Below are 18566 nucleotides of genomic sequence, written 5' to 3' on the forward strand. Positions count from 1 at the left end.
GGTCGTGGAGCCCGAGAACGCTGTGATGTCGCTTGCTGGACGGGGGCCGACCGCACTTCCGCTGGATGGCGCGATGGCGCAGGGCGGCCGCATCGGCGCGTGGACCCGGGCGCGGCGGCTGCTGGCGCCCGAGCGCGGCGATCTGGCGGTGGTCGTGGTGTACGCGGCGGCGAGCGGCGCGCTGGCGCTCGCGCTGCCGGTCGCGGCGCAGGCGCTCGTGAACACGGTCGCGTTCGGGCAGCTGGTCCAGCCGATCCTCGTGCTGGTGCTGCTGCTCGCGGCCGGCTTGACCGGCTTCTCGGTGCTCTGGCTGCTGCAGCTGTGGTGCATCGAGACGATCCTGCAGCGCGTGTTCGTGCGGGCGATCGCCGACCTCGGGCGTCGGTTCTCGCTGCTGCCCGACGATCGCGTCGCGACCGCCGGGGTCGCCGCCGCGTTGCCGCGCGTGTTCGAGCTGCCGACGATCCAGAAGGCGCTCGCGGCACTGCTGGTCGAGGGCGTCGGGGTGGTGCTGCAGACCGCGGTGGGGCTCGCGCTGCTCTCGCTGTACCACCCGTTGCTGCTGGCGTTCGCGCTGGCGCTCCTGCTCGGCCTCGCGGTGGTGGTCGGACTCGGCCGTGGAGCCGTCGACGGTGCGCTGGCGGAGTCGCGGGCCAAGTACCAGGCGGTGGCGTGGCTCGAACGCGTGGTGCGAGCGCCGGCGGCGTTCCGAAGTCGACGCGGGCGGGTCGAGGCGGCGTCTCGCACCGATGCCCTGGCGCGCACCTGGCTGCAACGGCGGCGTGCGCACTTTCGGACGCTGATGCGGCAGCACGTCGGCGGCGTCGTGCTCGCGGTGCTCGGCAACACCGCGTTGCTCGGTGTCGGCGGCCTGCTGGTGACGCGGGCACAGCTGACGCTCGGGCAGCTGGTCGCCGCCGAGATCGTGGTGAACGCGCTCGCGATTGCCTTCACGAAGCTGGGCAAGCAGTTCGAAGCGCTCTACGACCTGGTCGCCGCCTCGCAGAAGCTCGGGATGCTCATCGACCTGCCGCGTGAGCGCCACGGCGGCGAGGGTCTGCCCGGCGCGGGCCCCATGGCGGTGCGGGCCCGCGGCCTCCACTTCGCCCACAGCGGACGCCGCGAGGTGCTCGCCGGTGCGGGCTTCGAGCTGCGCGCGGGTGAGCACGCCGCCATCACCGGCGTCGGCGGCAGCGGCAAGAGCACGCTGCTCGAGCTGCTCGCGGGGTTGCGGGCGCCGGAGCGGGGTGCCGTGGAGCTGGACGGCATCGACGCGCGAGTGCTTTCGCTCGCCGAGCTGCGCGAGCAGGTGGTGCTGGTGCGGGCCGACGAGCCCTGCCACGGCAGTCTGCTCGAGCACGTGCGCGCGCTGGCCCCGGAAGCCACCGTCGCCGACGTCGCCGAGGTGTTGAAGGTCTGCGGCCTCGCGCCCGTGGTGCGTGATCTGCCGCAGGGGCTCGAGACACCGCTGGGCTCCGACGCCGCGCCGCTGTCGCGCAGCGAGGTGGCCCGGCTCGCGCTCGCGCGCGCGATGCTGGCGCGGCCGCGGTTGCTGCTGCTCGATGCGGTGATCGAGGCGCTGGGACTTTCCGGGCCGGGGGAGCACGCGCTGCTCGAAGTGCTGTTCGCGTCCGATGCCGCCTGGACCGCGGTGGTCACGACCACATCGCTCGGGGTCGCGCGACGGGCCCGGCGACAGCTCGAGCTCCGCGGCGGTGTCGCGGTGGAGGTGCACACGTGAGCGGCGGGTGGACGCGGCCCGAGGTCGGGATGGAGCTGTGCCCCACGCCGAGGGCGTTGCGGCGCATCGGACAGCTGGTGGCGCTCGCGGTCGTGGTCGTGGCGCTGGCGCTGGTGTTGGCACCGTGGCAGCAGTCGGTGCGCGGCACCGGTCGCGTGATTGCCCACGCGCCGCTCGAGCGTCGTCAGACCCTCGAGGCGCCGATCGCCGGTCGCGTGGTCGAGTGGGCGGTGGGCGAGGGCGATGCGGTCGAGCCGGGTCAGCTGGTCGCGGTGATCTCGGACAACGATCCCGAGCTCGCCTCTCGACTCGAGCGCAGTCGCGACGCCGCCGTCGAGCGGCTCGCGATGGCCCGCCGCGCCATCGAGGTCTACCGTGCGCAGGTCGACGCGCTGGAGGCCGCGCAGTCGGCCGCGGGCACGGCGGCGCGCCGCCGCATCGAGGTCGCCGAGGAGCGCCGCGCCGCGGCCGTTCAGGCCCGCGACGCCGCCGCGGCGGCCAAGCGCACCGCCGATCTCAACCTCACGCGCCAGCAAGCGTTGGCCGACAAGGGCCTCAGCTCGACCCGCAACGTGGAGCTCGCCGAGCTCGCAGCACAGACTGCCACCGCCGATCTCGAGCGCGCCGACGCGAGCCTGCGCGCCGCACGTTCCGAGGTCGAGGTCGGCAAAGCCGAGCGGCGCCGCGTCGAGGCCGACACCGGCGCCGACATCGAGAAGGCCCGCGCCGGGCTCCACTCCGCCGAGGCCGATGCGGCGAAGTACGAGGGCGATGTGGCGCAGCGAGAGGTCGAGGTCGCGCGCCAGCACACCATGCGCGTGATGGCCCCGCGCGCGGGCACGATCCTCCGGCTGCTCGCGAAGCAAGGCGGCGAGTTCGTCGGTGCCGGCGATCCGATTGCGGTGCTCGTGCCGACGACGCAGTCGCGCGCGGTCGAGGTGTGGGTCGACGGCAACGACGTACCGATGATCACGGCCGGCCGCGAGGTCCGCCTGCAGTTCGAGGGCTGGCCGGCGGTGCAGTTCGTGGGCTGGCCGTCGGTCGCGGTCGGCACGTTCCCCGGCGTGGTGACCCTGGTCGACTCCAGCGACGACGGCCGCGGTCGCTTTCGCGTGGTGGTGGTGCCCGACGAGGACGGCGCCCCATGGCCCGACGCGGCGTACCTACGTCAGGGCGTGCGCGCCAACGCGTGGGTGTTGCTCGACCGCGTGACGCTGGGCTTCGAGCTGTGGCGGCAGTGGAATGGCTTCCCGCCGGTCGTGGGCGAGCCCTCCGGCGTCACGCACGATGACCAGGCACCACCGGCAAAGCGCAAGGCGGGCGCGGCGAGCAAGGCTTCGAGCGACGGCGAGGACGACGGATGATCGCGTGGGCGCTTGCAACCCTGCTCGCGTGCGCGCAGCCGGTGGCCGACGCGCCGCCTGCTCCCGCGCAGGCGGAGGCCGTCACCCTCGAGCAGGTTCTGTCGTCGGTGGAGGCCGAGCACCCGTTGCTGGGTGCGGCCGCGGCTGCGCGTACGCGGGCCGACGCGGTCGCGTGGTCGGCCCGCGGTGCCTTCGATCCCCGCCTGCGCGTGCGCTCGGTGTGGCAGCCGCTCGGCTACTACGACCAAGCGGTGCTCGACACGGAGGTGCGCGCGCGGACCGTGGCGCTCGGGATGACCGCGTTCGCGGGCTGGCGCATCGGCGCCGGCCGCTTCGCGGCCTACGACGGCAAGCTGCGCACGGCGCAAGGCGGCGAGGTGCGGGCCGGCATCGAGCTACCGCTGCTGCGGGATGCCGCGGTGGATGCCCCGCGGACGGCCCGGGCGAAGGCCGACAACGGCCGCGAGATCGCAGCCAGCGAGCAGGCCCAGCGGCGGCTCGAGTTGCTGCGCGATGCTGCCGCGGCCTACTGGTCGTGGGTGGCCGCGGGTGCGCGTGCGAGCATCCGTGCGCGGCAGCTCGAGCTGGCGCAGGCTCGCGACGCCGGCATCGCGGCGCAGATCTCGGAGGGCAACGCTGCGGCGTTCGAGGCCATCGACAACCAGCGCGTGATCGCGACGCGTGCGCTCGGCCTGGTCAACGCCGAGCAGGAGCAGGGACGCGCCGCGCTGCAGCTGTCGTTGTTCCTGCGCGACGACCACGGTGCGCCGCGGATGCCCTCGGGTGGTCCGCCGCCGCTGTCGACGGTGCTGCCGCCGCCGCTGGTCGATGACGCCGCGATCGAGCGGGACATCGCGCATGCGCTCACGCGTCGGCCCGAAACGCTCGCGCTCGACCGACGCCTGCGCAACGCCGAGCTCGAGGTCCGGCTGGCGAAGAACCAACGCCTGCCGTCGTTGACCGCCACCGCGTTCGTTGCGAAGGACCTCGGCGAGGGCGACCCGACGCTCACGCCAGTCGAGCTCGCGGTCGGCCTGGGGCTCGAGCTGCCGGTGCCGCTGCGGACCGCCCGCGGCGAGCTGAAGGCCGCGCGGGCCGACCGACTGCGCTTGCTCCGTGAGCAGCAGTTCCTGCGCGAACGCATCGCGGTCGAGATCCGTGTCGCGCGGCTGGAGATGGTCACGGCGCGTCGCCGCGTCGAGCTCGCACAGCGGCAGGCCGAGCTGGCGGAGCAGCTCGCGGCGGCGGAGCGCGACCGCTTCGCGCTCGGTGACAGCACCATCTTGGTGGTGAACCTGCGGGAGGAGGCGGCCGCGGAGGCGGCCGCGTCCCATGTCGACGCCGTCGCGGACTACCGACGCGCACGCGCCGGCTACGACGTCGCCTGTGGGCGCCCACCCAGGCGCTAGCCCGCCCGCGAGACGCCCTCCCACGGGCCCCGCGCGCGACCAGACCCGCAGCCGGCCGCGCGTGCATCGAGCTCGCGCGCACGGCGATGCGCTACGATGTGCCCGCGTGCTGCAGCCGTGTCCCGAGTGCGAGCGCCCGATCTCCGACCGCGCGGCCGTGTGTCCCGGCTGCGGCTTCCCATGCGCCGAGCACCGTGCCGAGCTCGACGCCGCGGCGTCGCTGCAGCGCGACCGAGCCTCGCGGACGCACGTCGGCGAGACCGATTGTCTGCGCTGCCTTGCCCGCGGCTTCCGCATGATCCCCGACGACGAGCCCGAGGCGGGTTCGTTCGAGTGGTGCGAGGTCTGTGGGCACAGCGGCCGCGTGGCGCTGGTCCAGAGCAGCCGCGGCTACTTCGCGATCTCGCCACCGACGCTCGACGCGTTCCTGCGGGCCGCGTGCGACGAGCTGCCGCTGGTGGCGGTGCGCATCGGCGATGACGTGCCGCCGCCGCGCTACCCGCTGGCGTCACAGGACGGCGCGTCGCCGCAGGACGACGATCGCGAATCCACCGCGGGCGGTGGAGGATAGGGGACTCGAACCCCTGACCCCCGGCATGCAAGGCCGGTGCTCTACCAACTGAGCTAATCCCCCGAAGCGGCGGTCCCCGTCAGCGCACCGCCCTCGCGTGGGCGAGGTCGTTCGACGAAGGACCGCGTTCGTGGGCGTGGGGGGATTTGAACACCCGACCTCTGCCTTATCAGGGCAGCGCTCTAACCAACTGAGCTACACGCCCGCGTGTGCCCCGATCGCGGTGCGAACGGGACCGCGTATGTACAAGGCGCCGGCGGCTGCGTCAAGACGGTGTCGACGGTGGGGACCCCGCGCGGCGCCAGGACGCGGCCAGGACGACGGCAGCGGCCGCTCGGCGCACGCGTCGGGGGCGGACGGTGCCACGGCCCGATGCCCCTCGAGTGCCTTCGGGGTTCGGGGGCCTTCGGGGTCCGGAGGCCTTCGGGGTTCGGAGGCCGTCGGGGTTCGGAGGCCTTCGGGGTTCGGCGGCTCGCGGATTTCGGGGGCTCGCGGATTTCGGGGGCTCGCGGATTTCGGGGGCTCGCGGCGCGGGCGTTCGGTTCGCGACTCACTCGGGCGCGCCGTCGCCGGTGTCGACGGCGGCCTTGCCCCGTCGGCCGCGCCGCTTGCCCTTGCGACCGTCGAGCGCGCCCTCGTCCCGTGCGTGCTTCACCAGCGCGCGGATGTACGAGACGATCGCCTCACTGGCGGGCATCAGGTGGTGGTGGTAGGGCGGCTTGTCGCCTGGCGCCCAGCGCAGGAACAGCACCAGATCGGCGCCCTGCAGCGCGCCCGGTAGCTCGTCCTCGCCGTCGACCACCACCAGCTGCGACGCGCGCGTGCCCTTGGGTAGCTCGCCGAACAACACCTCACCGAGCTCGACGTCGAGGTACTGCGCCTTGCGGCCCTGATAGCGGCCGCGGCCCCACACCTGATCGACGTGGACCTGCAAGATGAGGTCGGCGTGTCCGAGCCGCGCGCCGAACAGCCGCTGATCGAGGACGTCGTGGGGCGCGCGCCCCTGCAGCTCGAGGTCGGCGGCGGTGTAGTCGTCGTCGAACGACACCCCGTAGCGCTGTTCCTCCCACGGGGCCGCGTCCTTGGGCGGCGTCAGCTCGCCGCGGCTCGCCTTCGACTTGCACCCGGCGGCTGCGCCGACGATGGTCGCGAGCAGCACCACACCCCGAACGATGTCCATCACGCGCGCACTAGGCTAGTCGCGCACTGCGGCGAAGTCCACCGCCGTTGCCCGCGCGTGGGGTCCGACGCGGACGAGCGTCGCAGCGCGATCGGCCAAGCGCGGACAGTGGCGACGCGGATGCCGTTGCGGTACATCCCTGGCCGCCCGCCGTCTTTCGACGAGAGAGGTCCCGATGCTGCCACGCAAGTCGTACGTCGCCGCCACCTGCCTGTTCACCCTCACCGCCTGCATGGGCGAAGCGAAGCAGTCCAGCGATGGCGGCAGCAAGGCCGCCGCCAAGGAGGTCAAGCCCGCCAAGGCCGCCGCCAAGGCGGACGACGCCAAGGCCGCCAAGCCGAGCGACGCCAAGGCGCCACGCGAGCCGGCAGCCAAGCCCGCGGCCGGTGCGGACGGCAACGCCGCCCCGGCGGCCGCCGGCGACAAGACCTTCACCAAGGGCCAGCTCGCGCCCAAGGATCTCACGCCCGAGCAGGTCAAGGCCTACGACGAGGCCCAGGGTGATCCGCGCAAGGGCGAGTTCACGCTGAAGGACGCGCTGGGCGACGACGCGAAGCTGTCGGACCCCGCCAACGGCAAGCTCACCGCGATCTTCGACACCACCATGGGCACGTTCGAGTGCGAGCTGTACGAGGACAAGGTCCCGAACACCGTCGCGAACTTCGTGGGCCTCGCCCGCGGCACCCGCGAGTCGTACGACAAGAAGTCCGACAGCTGGGTGAAGAAGAAGTTCTACGACGGCGTGCTGTTCCACCGCGTCGTCAAGGGCTTCATGATCCAGACCGGTGACCCGACCGGCTCGGGCGGCGGCGGCCCCGGCTACATCATCGTCGACGAGCTCGAAAAGTCGCTCAAGCACTCCACGCCCGGGTTGCTCTCGATGGCCAACCGGGGCGCCAACACCGGCAGCAGCCAGTTCTTCGTGACGACGGTGCCGACCCCCCACCTCGACGGCAAGCACGCGATCTTCGGCAAGTGCGACCCCAAGGTCGCGGTGGCGATCAGCGACGTGAAGGTCGACGCGCGCGCCAACCATCGGCCATACGAGCCCGTGTCGATCAAGACCATCGAGATCGTGCGGAAGAAGTAGCGCGCAACGCCGGCGGCGAGCCGCGTCGCCGGCGGTACGACGCCTCAGCGCTGCTCGAGCTGCGCGCGGCCGCGCTCGGTCCACCACTGCGTCCACGCTTCGATGGCCAGGTCGCGCGCTCGTTTGTCACCGATGGCCGAGAACGGCACGCGGTGGCCGGTGATGCGCGTGAGCTCGTCGGCGGCCCAGCGTCGCACCGGCACGTCGCGGTGCTCGAGGCTGTCGATGATCCACTCGACGCGGTGGCGGTCGGCGTTGTCGCCGTACCAGCTCTTCCAGCGGTGGGGCTTGAGGCCGAGTTGCTGGCCGGTGATCGAGCACAGCGACTCGAGCGCGGCCTCCTGCACGAACCGATCGCGGCTGCTGAGGAGGTCGATCAGCTTGCCGATGGCATCGATGTCACGCAGGGTCCCGACCGCGCGTGCGGCGTAGAGCTGACGGGTGCGGTTGGTGCTGTCGAGCTGGGCCCGCACGACGCGACTCGCATCGTCGAACCCAGCGACGCGGCTGTAGGTCTCGAGCACGCGCATCGAGATCACGCGGACGTCGCCGCTGGTGTCGAACGCCAGCTCCGACAGCGGCCGCATCGCGCGGGCGTCGCGGAGCTCTTGGAAGACGAACGCCGCGTAGAAGCGCACGTCCGCGCTCGGGTGATCGAACAGATCGATGAGGTGCGGCACCAACTCGGCGCCGACGCGGATCGCCGTGCGCACCAGCGGACCGTGGGCCGAAGGCGGTGGCAGGGCCCGGAGGTCGCGGCGAAGGATCTCGAGCGGGCCGGGGAACTGCGCCGCCAGCCGCAGCAGCGCGGGCTCACCGATGGCCCGCAGATCGCCGACGTTGCCGCTGCCGCCGGCGATCGCCCGCAGCAGCGAGTCGACCCGACGCTGCATCGACTCGCTGGCGAGCTGCTTGCCCGGGTGGGCCCAGTCCTCCTCGTCGAGCTCGATGCGTCCGCGCATCGACGGCTGATCGATGGGTGACGACAGCGGCGTGATGTTGGCGTTGTCGCGATCGTCGAGCGGCGGCGGCACGAAGCGCGGGCCCCGGGCGTGACTCGAAACCGGCGGCGGCAGGCCCATGAGGGTGTCGATCGGGCTGCTGGCCTCGTCCGCCATCGGTGGTGGCGGCGGCAGCGGTGGCGGCGGCGGCATCGCGTGGATCGTCAGCATGTGCGCGCCGCGGGGCGTGTGATCGGGCGGCAGCGCCGACGGGGCACCGACCGGGGCGTCGGCCCGCTGCGGCGCCCCACCGACGCTGGTCACACGCCGGGCGCCGTCGTCGTCGCGGTCGGCGGTGTAGGGCTCGGTGGCGCGCTCGGCTGCGGGGGCGGCCGCGGGTGCGAGCGGCTCGAAGCCGTCGATCTGGCGGTCGTAGGGCCCGTCGATGGGCGTCGTCGGTCGCGGTCGTGGTGCATCGGTGGGGCGGCGCACCGGCGGCGAGCCGTCGACGATGGTGCTGCGCGCACGCGGCCCGTCGGTCGGGATCAAGTCGACCGGCGGCGGCGTCAGGCGCCGCGCGGCGGTGCTCGGCGTCCACGGCCGCGCCCCCGGCGTCACGCCGAAGCTGGGCGGCGGATCGATCGTCGGGGGCCGCAGCGGTGAGGGCCGGGTGTCGGTGTCGTCGCCGGGCGTGCGCTCGGACTGCCGCAGCTTGACCACGGTCTCGAGCGCGCGGCTGGTGTGGGCGCAGACCTCGTCGAGCAGCGCGGCCTCGGCGGGGAGGAACTCGTCACCGCCGCGATCGACGTAGACCAGCAGGGTCGGGCGGCCGGCGACGTCGACCCGACGGGCGAGGCACGGGTGGCCGGACGACAGCGAGAGCGCGCGCGCGAAGCCGTCGTCGTCGAGCACGCCGGCGTTGCGCGAGTCGGCCATCACGCGGGCGGCGAAGCCGACGCTACCGATCGGGACCACGCGACCGGCGGGGTCGGGCAGCGCAGTCTGGGGCGAGCCGAGGCCGACCAGCTCGCGGCCCCGTACCCGCAGGATCGCGAATCGCGGCGAGAGGATCGCGAGCGCGGTCGCCAGCGATTCCATCGCGCCATCGCGGGTGCGCGCGCGGTCGAGCTCGGCGTTGACACTGGAAATGCGGCCGGCGATGTCGGCACTGCGCAGCGACAGCTCGAGATCGCGGCCGGTCGAGATCATCGTGCCGCGGGCGGTGAACCGCACCGGCGGCGGACCGCCGACGACCGTGCGCGCCGGCGACAGCACGATCGCGCCGGCATCGTCGGTCGTGCCGTCGCGGGTCGGTGCACCGAGCTCGGTCGTGGTGGTGGGCGGAGGCGGAGGCGGAGGCGGGGGCGGCTCGGGCTGAGCGCGGGTGTGCGGGCCCGACTCGAGCGACGCGGCCGCGGCCATCCGCATCTCGATCGACGCCACGCGCGTGCGATCGTCGGGGTCGGGCGGTGCGGCGATGTCGAGCTGCGGTTGCGGGCGCGGGCTCGAGACCGAGGGTGGCGGCGGGACCACGGGTACGCTGCCGCGGCCCATGATGAGCGTGCGACCACGCATCGGCGCCGCGGGGGCGCCGGGTTCCTCCGAGGTCGCGGCGCCGTCGTCGTCGTGCAGCGGCGTGCCGGCGCTGGTGTCTCCGGGCTCGAGCGCCGGCGACGGCGGGTCGGTCAGCGCGAGCGCGAACGACGAGGAGTCGTCGTCGAGCGGCAGCATCGGATTCGGTTGATAGACGATCGTCGCGCGACGTTCGAACTCGTCCTCGGGCTCGGGGCTGGTGCCGGGCGCACCGGTGGCGATCGGTGGCTGCGTGCGATCGCGATCGTCGTCGGCGGCCGGCCGCGGGACCCCACGCAATCCGGAGTCGGGCGAGAACATGTCGAACGAGCCCATCGAGCCCGGGTCGTGCAGCATCGGGAACCCGACGTCGGACACCGACGGGCGTCGGCGCAGCGCGCTGAGGTAGGCCACGCACAACACCGCGTAGCGCTGCGGCACCACCGAGACCGTGCGCTCGGCCGCGATCTTCTCGAGCGCGCACTCCGGCAGCACGAAGGCCTGGACCCCCGGCATCATGCGGTAGAGCGCGCCGAGGCGCTCGTTGGGGAGGTCGGGGTGCACGCCGATCCACACCGTGCCCGAGCGATCGCAAAGCGGCACCGCCCAACCGATCTCGATGATGTCGTCGGGCAACGCGTGCCACGGACGATCGCGCTCGTCGTCGATCAGCTCGAAGGGCGCGAGCGGGAGTCCGCACGCCTGCACCAACAGCTCGCCCAGGGTGTGCGGGTCGATCAGCTCGAGCTCGAGCAGCACGCTGTCGAGGCTGCCGCCGTAGATTTGCTGCCGACGCGTCGCGGCGTCGAGGTGGTCGGCTGGCAGGGCGCCGGTCTGTTCGAGGTATCGCCGGAGGTGGCTCACGGATCCCTCACCGCCCAGGTGCCCGCGAGCCAGTCGTGCCAGGCGCGCTTCTCCATGTCGACGACGATCCAGAGCCACCCGAGCGCACCCGGCAACACCCCCAGCACGGCGACGAGTCCCCGCACGATCGCGCGCGCGGCGTTGGGTCGATGGCCGCGACGATCGACCACGCGGATCCCGAGCAGCTTCTGCCCCGGCGTACGCCCCGACAGGTGCCAGAACAACGCGAGGTACAGCACCGCCATCAGGCCCAGCGGTGCACCCTTGCGGGCGATCGCGCCGGCGCTGAGCTCGAACAGGTGCAGCAGTGACTCGAGCGCAGTCTTGCCCGACAGCAGCGCGGGCTCGTCGCTGGCGGCCGCGACCATCCACGCCAGCGGGCCGGCCGTGAACAGCAGGATCGCGCCGTCGATCATCGCCGCGGCGAAGCGGCGCCAGAAGCCCGCCGCCACGAACGGCGCGAGCGCGGTGGCGCAGCTCGGGCAGCTCGGCTCGGTCCCGGCCGCGACGTCGGGCGCGAGGGGAGCATCGCAGACCGGGCAGAACGACGGCTTGGGCGATCGCGGACGCCGAGGGGCCATCTCGCGCAGCAGCTTACCATGGTGGCGGCGGCTTGCGGGCGCCCCTAGAGGGTCGAGCAGGCCGCACGAGCCCGATCCCGAACGCGCGGTCGTCAGGTGAGCGCGCGCAGTCGTCCGAGCCCCGCCACGACCGCCGTGGGGGCGCGCAGGGTCCACGGGCCGAGCGAGCACGCGCTCATCCCCGCGTCCTCGCACGCGCGCACCTCGTCCTCACGGAGTCCGCCTTCAGGACCCACGAACAGACGTGCGACCCGCGGGGGGCTCGGGGCCGCAGCGTCGCGCAGGCGCTCCCACGCGATCCAGCCACCGCGCGGCTCGGTCCGCGCGAGCAGGTCCGCGAGTGCGAGCGGCCCGGCGATCACCGGTGGCTGCGGCCGGCCGCACTGCCGCATCGCTGCTTGCAGCACGCGATCGATCCGCGCGCGCCCGGGCAGCTGCGCCTGCGCGAACGCGGTGCGCACCAGGGTCAGCCGTGTCACGCCGAGCTCGCACGCGGCGGTGATGCACGCCAGCGTCGCGTCGACGTCGGGCATGCCGAGCCACAGCTCGAGCGTCGGCGTGTCGGCGTACGCGATCGCTGCGTCGACGCGCAGGGTTGCGCTGCGCGCATCGACGCGCTCGAGCACCGCGCGCGCACCGTGGCCGGCGCCGTCGAGCACCTCGACCACGTCGCCCTTCGCTGCACGGCGCACGCGCACGAGGTAGTGCAGCTCGTCACCGACCAGCTCGACGGTCGCGTCCGGCGTGAGCTCGCCGGCGTGGAACACCCGCACGCTCATGGTCCGCGTCGCAGATCGAGCGCGACCCACTCGCCCCGCTGGCGCGGCCAAGGTGAGATGTCGGGATCATGGACGAACCCGGCCTCGCGATAGGCGGCCGCGACTGCGTCGCGCTCGTCGTCGAGCACACCCGACAGCACCACCACGCCACCGGGTCGCGTGCACCGGGCCAGCGCCGCCGCGCGAGGGATCAGCGTGTGCGCCCGGATGTTCGCGAGCACGAGGTCGAAGCTCGCGTCGTCGACCGCGTCGACGTCGCCGGTGCGGATCTGCAGCCGCGACTCGAGGCTGTTGGCGATCGCGTTCTCGTGGGTCGTCGCCGTCGCCTCGGGATCGTCGTCGACCGCGAGGACCTCGGCCCGCGGGAGCAGGCGCGCGGCGACCAGCGCGAGGATGCCGGAGCCGCAGCCGAGATCGAGCACCCGCCGTGGCGGCGGTCCGGGCGCACGCGCAATGGCTGCCACGCGATCGAGGCACAGCTGCGTGGTCTCGTGCAGACCGGTGCCGAAGGCGCGTCCGGGGTCGAGCACCAGCTCCACCGCGGGATCACCGTCCTCGCGTGGTAGCCAGCTCGGGCGCAGCAGCAGCTGTCCGTCGCCGAGGACGGTCTTGCGGTAGAACTGCTTCCAAGCATCGCGCCAGTCGTCATCCGTGCGGACCTCACCGGTGGCGTGCGCGGCGAGGCCGAACGCGTCGACGAGGCGTTCTGCCCGGGCTTGTACGGTCAACAGCTGTTCCGGCGTCGTGTACACCACCATCTCGGGCGCCGCGGGTCCGCCGGGATCCCGCGGATCTCGGGTCTCGACACCGCTGACGCCATCGATCGCGGCGATGCACGCCGCGGCCTCCTCGAGTTGCACGAGTGTTGCAGACCACGCCTCACGCGTGGAGCGGTCAGGGGAAACACGGAACGTGACGATCGCCCAGGGCGGCGTCGGTGTCGTGGTCATGGGCGGTCACTTCGGGGTGAGTGCGCTGCGGCGAGGCCGCGCGCGAGCGCGCGTGCAAGCGATCGATCGATCGCCGCGATCGGTTGCCGCAGTGCTAGCGTATCAGGGGTCCGAGCCATGACGAACACCCACGAGCGACGCACACAGCCCCGCGCGCAGCTCCACGGCAACGTGACCGCGTTCGTCGGCGACGAGCGGGTGGATTGTGCCGCGCTCGACATCAGTGCGGCCGGCCTGGCGATCCTCAGCCCACAGCTGCGATCGCCTGGCCAGTTCGTGCGCGTGAACTTCTGCCTCACCCCGCAGGCAGGAACGCCACGGTGGTACGACGCCGATGGCGTCGTCGTCCGTGCGACGCAGGGTCGCGGTGGCGTGGTGCTCGGCGTGCAGTTCGTGGTGATCGAGGATCGGGTCGCGCGCGACGTGCATGCTTACGTCGCTGCGACGCGACAGGCCGCGTTCGTGGCCGAGATGCGTCGGGTGTCCGGGACCAGCGAGGTGGAGTTCGGCCCCGGTGGGCCACCCCCGGAGCGCATGCCCGACGCGAACTTCCCACCCAAGGCGACCGGGGAGTTCTCCCCGCCGGCAGGTGCCCGTAGCCCGTCGACCGGCGAGACGGCACGCCATACGACCTCCGAGTACGGCACCAGTGAGCCCGCACCGCCGGCGGGCCCGCGACGCAGCAGCCAGACCGTGGCGCACGCGCCCGCGGCCCGCACCGAAGGGGCGCCCTCGCGATCGCGAACGCCGTCGTCCACCGCCACGCCGGCCGCGCCCCCGCGCGCGGCTGCAGCGAAGCCCCCGACTTCGGACGCCTCCCGCGATCGCATGAACGAGTCGGCGCAGAAGGCCGAGATCGCCGCGCTGATCCGCGATGCGCTGGCCGAGGTGGACGGCACCCTCGACAGCAAGAAGGGCCGCAAGAAGTAAGACGCTGGGACGGCGGCCCTCGCCGTGCCGCCCGGGGCGACGGTTGCCCCTCGCCTCAGTGCGCCGCGACGCGCAGCTGGGCCTCGAGCCACATGCGCTCGTCGTCGAGTGCCCGGTGCTCACCGGCCTCGATGGGGCCCTTGTCGTGCTCGAGCGCGGCCTTGACCTCGCCGAGCCGCTTGGTCACCGCGGCGCGATCGATCTGATCGGCCTCGGCCGCGCGGTCGCACAGGATGATCACGCGCCCGGCCTCCTTCACCTCGAGGAAGCCGGCACCGACGGCCAGGCGCACCTGGGTCGCGCCCTCGCGGAAGCGGACCACACCCGGCACCAGCGCGGTGATCAGCGCCTCGTGGCGGGGCAGCACGCCGATCTCGCCGAGCACGCCCGGCACCTCGACGCCCGGCACCTCGATGCCGTCACGGATCGCGCCCATGGGCGTGAGGATGTCGAGCTTGATCGATGTGTCGGACATGGCTTCTCGGGGCGGGACGTGTGGGGGCCGGTCGTGGTGTCAGCGGTCGCGGCGTCAGGACTTCTTCGCGAGTTCCTTGGCCTTCTCGACCGCGTCGGCGATGCCACCGACCATGTAGAACGCGTCCTCGGGCAGGTCGTCGTGCTTGCCCTCGGCGATCTCGCGGAAGCTGTTCACGGTGTCCTCGAGCTCGACGAACTTACCCTGCATGCCGGTGAACTGCTCGGCGACGTGGAAGGGCTGGCTCAGGAACTTCTGGATCTTGCGGGCGCGGGCGACCAGCAGGCGGTCCTCTTCGGACAGCTCGTCCATGCCGAGGATCTTGATGATGTCCTGCAGCTCCTTGTACTTCTGCAGGATCTGCTGGACGCGGCGGGCGACGCGGTAGTGCTCGGCACCGACGACGTCGGGCGCGAGGATGGTGCTGGTCGAGTCGAGCGGATCGACCGCCGGGTAGATGCCGATCTCGGTCAGGGCGCGGCTGAGCACCGTGGTCGCGTCCAAGTGCGCGAACGCGGTCGCGGGCGCCGGGTCGGTGAGGTCGTCGGCGGGCACGTAGATGGCCTGCACCGAGGTGATCGAGCCCTTGTTGGTGGTGGTGATGCGCTCCTGCAGCACGCCCATCTCGGTGGCCAGCGTCGGCTGGTAACCCACCGCGGAGGGGATGCGACCGAGCAACGCCGACACCTCGGAGCCCGCCTGCGTGAAGCGGAAGATGTTGTCGACGAAGAGCATCACGTCCTGGCCCATGGTGTCGCGGAAGTACTCCGCGATGGTCAGGCCCGAGAGCGCCACGCGGGCGCGGGCACCCGGGGGCTCGTTCATCTGGCCGTAGACCAGCGCCACCTTCGACTTGTCGGGATCGACCGAGGTGACCTGGCGGTTCTCGTGGTCCCACTCGGCCTGGATGACGCCCGACTCGATCATCTCGAAGTAGAGGTCGTTGCCCTCGCGGGTGCGCTCGCCGACGCCGGCGAACACCGAGAAGCCGCCGTGCTTCTTGCCGACGTTGTTGATGAGCTCCATCAGGAGCACGGTCTTGCCGACGCCGGCGCCGCCGAAGAGGCCGATCTTGCCACCGCGACGGTAGGGCGCGAGCAGGTCGATGACCTTGATGCCGGTGACGAACGGCTCGACCTTGGTGCTCTGGTCGACGAACGCGGGGGCCTTGCGATGGATCGGCCAGCGCTCCTCGGCACCGACCTCGCCCTGCTCGTCGACCGGGTCGCCGACGACGTTGAGGATGCGGCCGAGGGTCTTCTTGCCGACCGGCACGCTGATGGGCTTGCCGGTGTCCTTGACCGGCATGCCGCGCACGAGACCGTCGGTCGAGTCCATCGAGATGGTGCGAACGGTACGCTCGCCGAGGTGCATCGCGACCTCGAGCACGAGGTTGTCCGGGCGGTCGTCGATCGACGCGTTGGTGACCGTGAGCGCGACGTTGACCTCGGGCAGGTGGTCTTCGAACTCGACGTCGACGACGGGACCGATCACCTGCAGGACGCGGCCGACCTTGCCGACCGAGACGGTCGGGGCGGGCGGCAGGTCACCGAAGAGGGGCTTGTCGGAGGGCGGAGTGAAGCTGGTGGTCATGGCGTTCGTTCCTGGCGAGAAATCTGGCGAGTGCAGGTCGTGCGCGACCCTGCTGGGTCGACGGGCCTAGCCCTTGAGGGCCTCGGCGCCGCCGATGATTTCCATGAGTTCCTTGGTGATCGCCGCTTGCCGCTCGCGGTTGTAGACCAAGGTCAGATCCGCAATCATCTCGGATGCGTTGTCGGTCGCGGCGTCCATCGCGACCCGGCGGGCCGCGATCTCGGCGGCGATGGAGTTGAACATCGCCTGCTGCAGGCGGGCCTCGATCGCCAGCGCGACCAGGTGCTGCAGCACCGCCTCGCGGCTGGGCTCGTAGGTGGGCTCGCGGCCGCTGGCGACGGTCTCGCCGGGCTGCAGCGGGATGATGACGTCGTTGTGGACCTTCTGGGTCAGCACGCTGACGAACTCGTTGAAGAACAGCCGCACCGCGTCGACCCGCTTGCCGGACTTGCCGGTGAAGGCCGCGATCGCGTCGGCGATGACGGCCTTCGCCACCTCGACCAAGGTCGCGAGGGTCGGGGCCTCGTGGGTCGCGCGCAGCTCGATGCGCGCGGCCTGCAGCGCCGCGGCGGCCTTCTTGCCGATCGCGACCACCTCGACCTCGACGCCCTCGGCGCGACGCTGGCGGATCCAGGCGATCGTGGCGCGGGCGATGTTGGTGTTGAAGCCACCGCACAGGCCGCGGTCGGCGGTCATCACCAGCAACAGCTCGCGCTCGACCTTGCGCTGCTCGAGCAGCGGATGGGCCGCGCCGCGCTCGGACGCCTCGATGCCGCTCACGAGCGACTCGATGACCTCGCGCATGCGATCGCCGTAGGGCTTGGCCGCCGTGACCGCGTCCTGGGCCTTCTTGAGGCGCGCGGACGCGATTTGGCTCATCGCCGCGGTGATCTTGCGGGTGTTCTTGACCGACCCGATGCGGTTGCGCAGCTCTTTGAGGTTCGCCATGTCGACTCGCGGATGGGCTGACTAGGCCTTGAAGGTCTTCTTGAAGGTCACGATGGCCTCGTCGAGGTCCTTGTCGAGCTGGACCAGCTCGTCCTTCTTCTTGGCGGCGCGGACCTGATCGAGCAGGGGGCCCCGCTTCTCCTTGAGCCAGTCGTGCAGCTCCTTCTCGAACTTCGCCACGTGGGCGAGCTCGAGCTCGTCGAGCTCACCGGTGGTGCCGGCGCGGATCGACGCGACCTGCAGCGCGACGTCGAGCGGCTGATACTGCGGCTGCTTGAGCAGCTCGACCAGGCGAGCGCCGCGGTTGAGCGTCGCGCGGGTGGCCTTGTCGAGGTCGGAGGCGAACTGCGAGAACGCCTCGAGCTCGCGGTACTGCGCGAGGTACAGGCGCAGCGTGCCGGCGTAGCGCTTCATCGCGGGGATCTGCGCCGAGCCACCCACGCGCGACACACTGATGCCGACGTTGAGCGCGGGGCGGATGCCGCGGTTGAACAGCTGACCCTCGAGGAAGATCTGGCCGTCGGTGATGGAGATGACGTTGGTCGGGATGTACGCCGAGACGTCACCGGCCTGGGTCTCGATGATCGGCAGCGCCGTCAGCGAGCCCGCACCCTCCTTGTTGGAGAGCTTGCAAGCGCGCTCGAGCAGGCGGCTGTGCAGGAAGAACACGTCGCCCGGGTAGGCCTCGCGACCCGGCGGGCGGCGCAGCAGCAGCGACAGCTGGCGGTAGGCGACCGCCTGCTTGGAGAGGTCGTCGTAGACCAGCAGCGCGTGGCCGCCGTTGTCGCGGAAGAACTCGCCCATCGTCACGCCGGAGTACGGCGCGAGGAACTGCAGCGGGGCCGACTCGGACGAGGTCGCGGCGACCACGATGGTGTACTCCATCGCGCCGGCGCGGCGCAGGCGGTCGACCACGGTCGCGACGGTCGACTGCTTCTGACCGATCGCGACGTAGACGCAGATCATGTTCTGACCCTTCTGGTTCAGAATCGTGTCCACGGCCACGGCGGTCTTGCCAGTCTGGCGGTCGCCGATGATGAGCTCGCGCTGACCACGGCCAATCGGGATCATGGCGTCGATGGCCTTGATGCCGGTCTGCATCGGCTCGTGCACGCTCTTGCGCTTCACGATGCCGGGCGCCTTGATCTCGACCACGCGGCTCTCGACGTCGACCAGCGGGCCCTGACCGTCGATGGGCTCGCCGAGCGCGTTCACGACGCGACCGATGAGGCCCTTGCCGACCGGCACGCTCATGATGGTGCCGGTGCGCTTGACGGTGTCGCCCTCCTTGATGAGGTGGTCGTTGCCCAGCAGCGCGATGCCGACGTTGCCCTCTTCGAGGTTCAACACCATGCCGCGCACGCCGTGCGGGAAGTCGAGCAGCTCGCCGGCCATGGCGTTGCCGAGGCCGTCCACGCGCGCGATGCCGTCACCGACCGTCAGCACGGTGCCGGTCTCCTGCACCGAGAGGCTGTTGTCGTACCCCGCGACTTGCTCGCGGATGATGCGGCTGATTTCGTCGGCTCGGATCTCCATGATGATTTGGCTCGCTTGTGGCGCCGCATCGGTCGCGGCGCG

At 72.1% G+C, this 18566-nt stretch carries 15 protein-coding genes and 2 tRNA genes; 6 read left to right on the forward strand and 11 right to left on the reverse strand.

Features of this window, described 5'->3' with window-relative positions; genetic code table 11:
- Positions 1-73 precede the first annotated feature (73 nt).
- From IPH07_00985 to IPH07_01000, 4 genes are all read left to right on the forward strand, one after another.
- A complete protein-coding gene (locus tag IPH07_00985; GenBank protein ID MBK6915951.1) occupies positions 74-1741 on the forward strand; it encodes an ABC transporter ATP-binding protein in 1668 nt (555 codons plus the stop codon).
- Positions 1738-3105, forward strand: coding sequence for an HlyD family efflux transporter periplasmic adaptor subunit (locus IPH07_00990; protein ID MBK6915952.1), 1368 nt, complete (start codon positions 1738-1740; stop codon positions 3103-3105). Before IPH07_00985 ends, IPH07_00990 begins: the two co-directional genes overlap by 4 nt.
- Positions 3102-4514, forward strand: coding sequence for a TolC family protein (locus IPH07_00995; protein MBK6915953.1), 1413 nt, complete (start codon positions 3102-3104; stop codon positions 4512-4514). The genes IPH07_00990 and IPH07_00995 overlap by 4 nt, the downstream gene beginning before the upstream one ends.
- 106 nt (positions 4515-4620) lie before the next feature.
- Positions 4621-5085, forward strand: a complete 465-nt coding sequence (locus IPH07_01000; GenBank protein MBK6915954.1) for a hypothetical protein — start codon at positions 4621-4623, stop codon at positions 5083-5085.
- Here IPH07_01000 and IPH07_01005 read toward each other — a convergent pair.
- From IPH07_01005 to IPH07_01015, 3 genes are all read right to left on the reverse strand, one after another.
- Positions 5076-5148 (reverse strand) — tRNA-Ala (locus IPH07_01005). The two genes, IPH07_01000 and IPH07_01005, sit on opposite strands and share 10 nt — an antisense overlap.
- Before the next feature lie 68 nt (positions 5149-5216).
- A tRNA-Ile gene (locus tag IPH07_01010) sits at positions 5217-5290 on the reverse strand.
- A 345-nt stretch (positions 5291-5635) separates the two neighbouring features.
- Positions 5636-6265: a hypothetical protein gene (locus tag IPH07_01015; protein MBK6915955.1), complete on the reverse strand. Its 630-nt coding sequence runs from the start codon at positions 6263-6265 to the stop codon at positions 5636-5638.
- Between the two features lie 604 nt (positions 6266-6869).
- Here IPH07_01015 and IPH07_01020 point away from each other — a divergent pair.
- Positions 6870-7355, forward strand: coding sequence for a peptidylprolyl isomerase (locus IPH07_01020; protein ID MBK6915956.1), 486 nt, complete (start codon positions 6870-6872; stop codon positions 7353-7355).
- Positions 7356-7399: 44 nt separating this feature from the next.
- On the opposite strand, the gene IPH07_01025 is transcribed toward IPH07_01020, so the two are convergent.
- The 4 genes from IPH07_01025 to IPH07_01040 all read right to left on the reverse strand — a co-directional run bounded on the left by IPH07_01025 (position 7400) and on the right by IPH07_01040 (position 13042).
- Positions 7400-10732: a hypothetical protein gene (locus IPH07_01025; protein ID MBK6915957.1), complete on the reverse strand. Its 3333-nt coding sequence runs from the start codon at positions 10730-10732 to the stop codon at positions 7400-7402.
- Entirely contained in the window at positions 10729-11313 is a 585-nt protein-coding gene (locus IPH07_01030) for an RDD family protein (GenBank protein MBK6915958.1), read from the reverse strand. The genes IPH07_01025 and IPH07_01030 overlap by 4 nt, the downstream gene beginning before the upstream one ends.
- A gap of 92 nt (positions 11314-11405) precedes the next feature.
- Complete coding sequence (locus IPH07_01035) at positions 11406-12092, reverse strand: 16S rRNA (uracil(1498)-N(3))-methyltransferase (GenBank protein MBK6915959.1); 687 nt, start codon at positions 12090-12092, stop codon at positions 11406-11408.
- Positions 12089-13042, reverse strand: a complete 954-nt coding sequence (locus IPH07_01040) for a 50S ribosomal protein L11 methyltransferase (protein ID MBK6915960.1) — start codon at positions 13040-13042, stop codon at positions 12089-12091. The genes IPH07_01035 and IPH07_01040 overlap by 4 nt, the downstream gene beginning before the upstream one ends.
- Before the next feature lie 117 nt (positions 13043-13159).
- On the opposite strand from IPH07_01040, the gene IPH07_01045 reads away from it, so the two are divergent.
- Positions 13160-13972, forward strand: coding sequence for a PilZ domain-containing protein (locus IPH07_01045; protein ID MBK6915961.1), 813 nt, complete (start codon positions 13160-13162; stop codon positions 13970-13972).
- Positions 13973-14027: 55 nt separating this feature from the next.
- Here the strand turns inward: IPH07_01045 and atpC are convergent, their stop codons facing one another.
- From atpC to IPH07_01065, 4 genes are all read right to left on the reverse strand, one after another.
- The gene (gene atpC / locus IPH07_01050) at positions 14028-14447 is read right to left on the reverse strand and encodes an ATP synthase F1 subunit epsilon (protein ID MBK6915962.1); all 420 of its coding nucleotides are present in this window, start codon (positions 14445-14447) and stop codon (positions 14028-14030) included.
- 54 nt (positions 14448-14501) lie between these two features.
- Entirely contained in the window at positions 14502-16040 is a 1539-nt protein-coding gene (atpD, locus tag IPH07_01055) for a F0F1 ATP synthase subunit beta (GenBank protein MBK6915963.1), read from the reverse strand.
- Between the two features lie 66 nt (positions 16041-16106).
- Entirely contained in the window at positions 16107-16988 is an 882-nt protein-coding gene (gene atpG / locus IPH07_01060; GenBank protein ID MBK6915964.1) for an ATP synthase F1 subunit gamma, read from the reverse strand.
- A 21-nt stretch (positions 16989-17009) separates the two neighbouring features.
- Positions 17010-18524 (reverse strand): F0F1 ATP synthase subunit alpha, encoded by a 1515-nt coding sequence (locus IPH07_01065; protein ID MBK6915965.1) that lies wholly within the window; start codon positions 18522-18524, stop codon positions 17010-17012.
- Between the last annotated feature and the right edge of the window lie 42 nt (positions 18525-18566).

Source organism: Deltaproteobacteria bacterium (genome assembly GCA_016709225.1).
GTDB lineage: Bacteria > Myxococcota_A > Polyangia > Nannocystales > Nannocystaceae > Xiheibacterium > Xiheibacterium phototrophicum.

What these genes read in the sequence shown, in the direction of transcription:
- IPH07_00985 (MBK6915951.1), top strand. Translation starts at nt 74, where the DNA reads ATGGCGCAGGGCGGCCGCATCGGCGCGTGGACCCGGGCGCGGCGGCTG.
- IPH07_00995 (MBK6915953.1), top strand. Translation starts at nt 3,102, where the DNA reads ATGATCGCGTGGGCGCTTGCAACCCTGCTCGCGTGCGCGCAGCCGGTG.
- IPH07_01015 (MBK6915955.1), bottom strand. Translation starts at nt 6,265, where the DNA reads ATGGACATCGTTCGGGGTGTGGTGCTGCTCGCGACCATCGTCGGCGCA.
- IPH07_01020 (MBK6915956.1), top strand. Translation starts at nt 6,870, where the DNA reads ATGGGCACGTTCGAGTGCGAGCTGTACGAGGACAAGGTCCCGAACACC.
- IPH07_01030 (MBK6915958.1), bottom strand. Translation starts at nt 11,313, where the DNA reads ATGGCCCCTCGGCGTCCGCGATCGCCCAAGCCGTCGTTCTGCCCGGTC.
- IPH07_01035 (MBK6915959.1), bottom strand. Translation starts at nt 12,092, where the DNA reads ATGAGCGTGCGGGTGTTCCACGCCGGCGAGCTCACGCCGGACGCGACC.
- IPH07_01040 (MBK6915960.1), bottom strand. Translation starts at nt 13,042, where the DNA reads ATGACCACGACACCGACGCCGCCCTGGGCGATCGTCACGTTCCGTGTT.
- IPH07_01045 (MBK6915961.1), top strand. Translation starts at nt 13,160, where the DNA reads ATGACGAACACCCACGAGCGACGCACACAGCCCCGCGCGCAGCTCCAC.
- atpC (MBK6915962.1), bottom strand. Translation starts at nt 14,447, where the DNA reads ATGTCCGACACATCGATCAAGCTCGACATCCTCACGCCCATGGGCGCG.
- atpD (MBK6915963.1), bottom strand. Translation starts at nt 16,040, where the DNA reads ATGACCACCAGCTTCACTCCGCCCTCCGACAAGCCCCTCTTCGGTGAC.
- atpG (MBK6915964.1), bottom strand. Translation starts at nt 16,988, where the DNA reads ATGGCGAACCTCAAAGAGCTGCGCAACCGCATCGGGTCGGTCAAGAAC.
- IPH07_01065 (MBK6915965.1), bottom strand. Translation starts at nt 18,524, where the DNA reads ATGGAGATCCGAGCCGACGAAATCAGCCGCATCATCCGCGAGCAAGTC.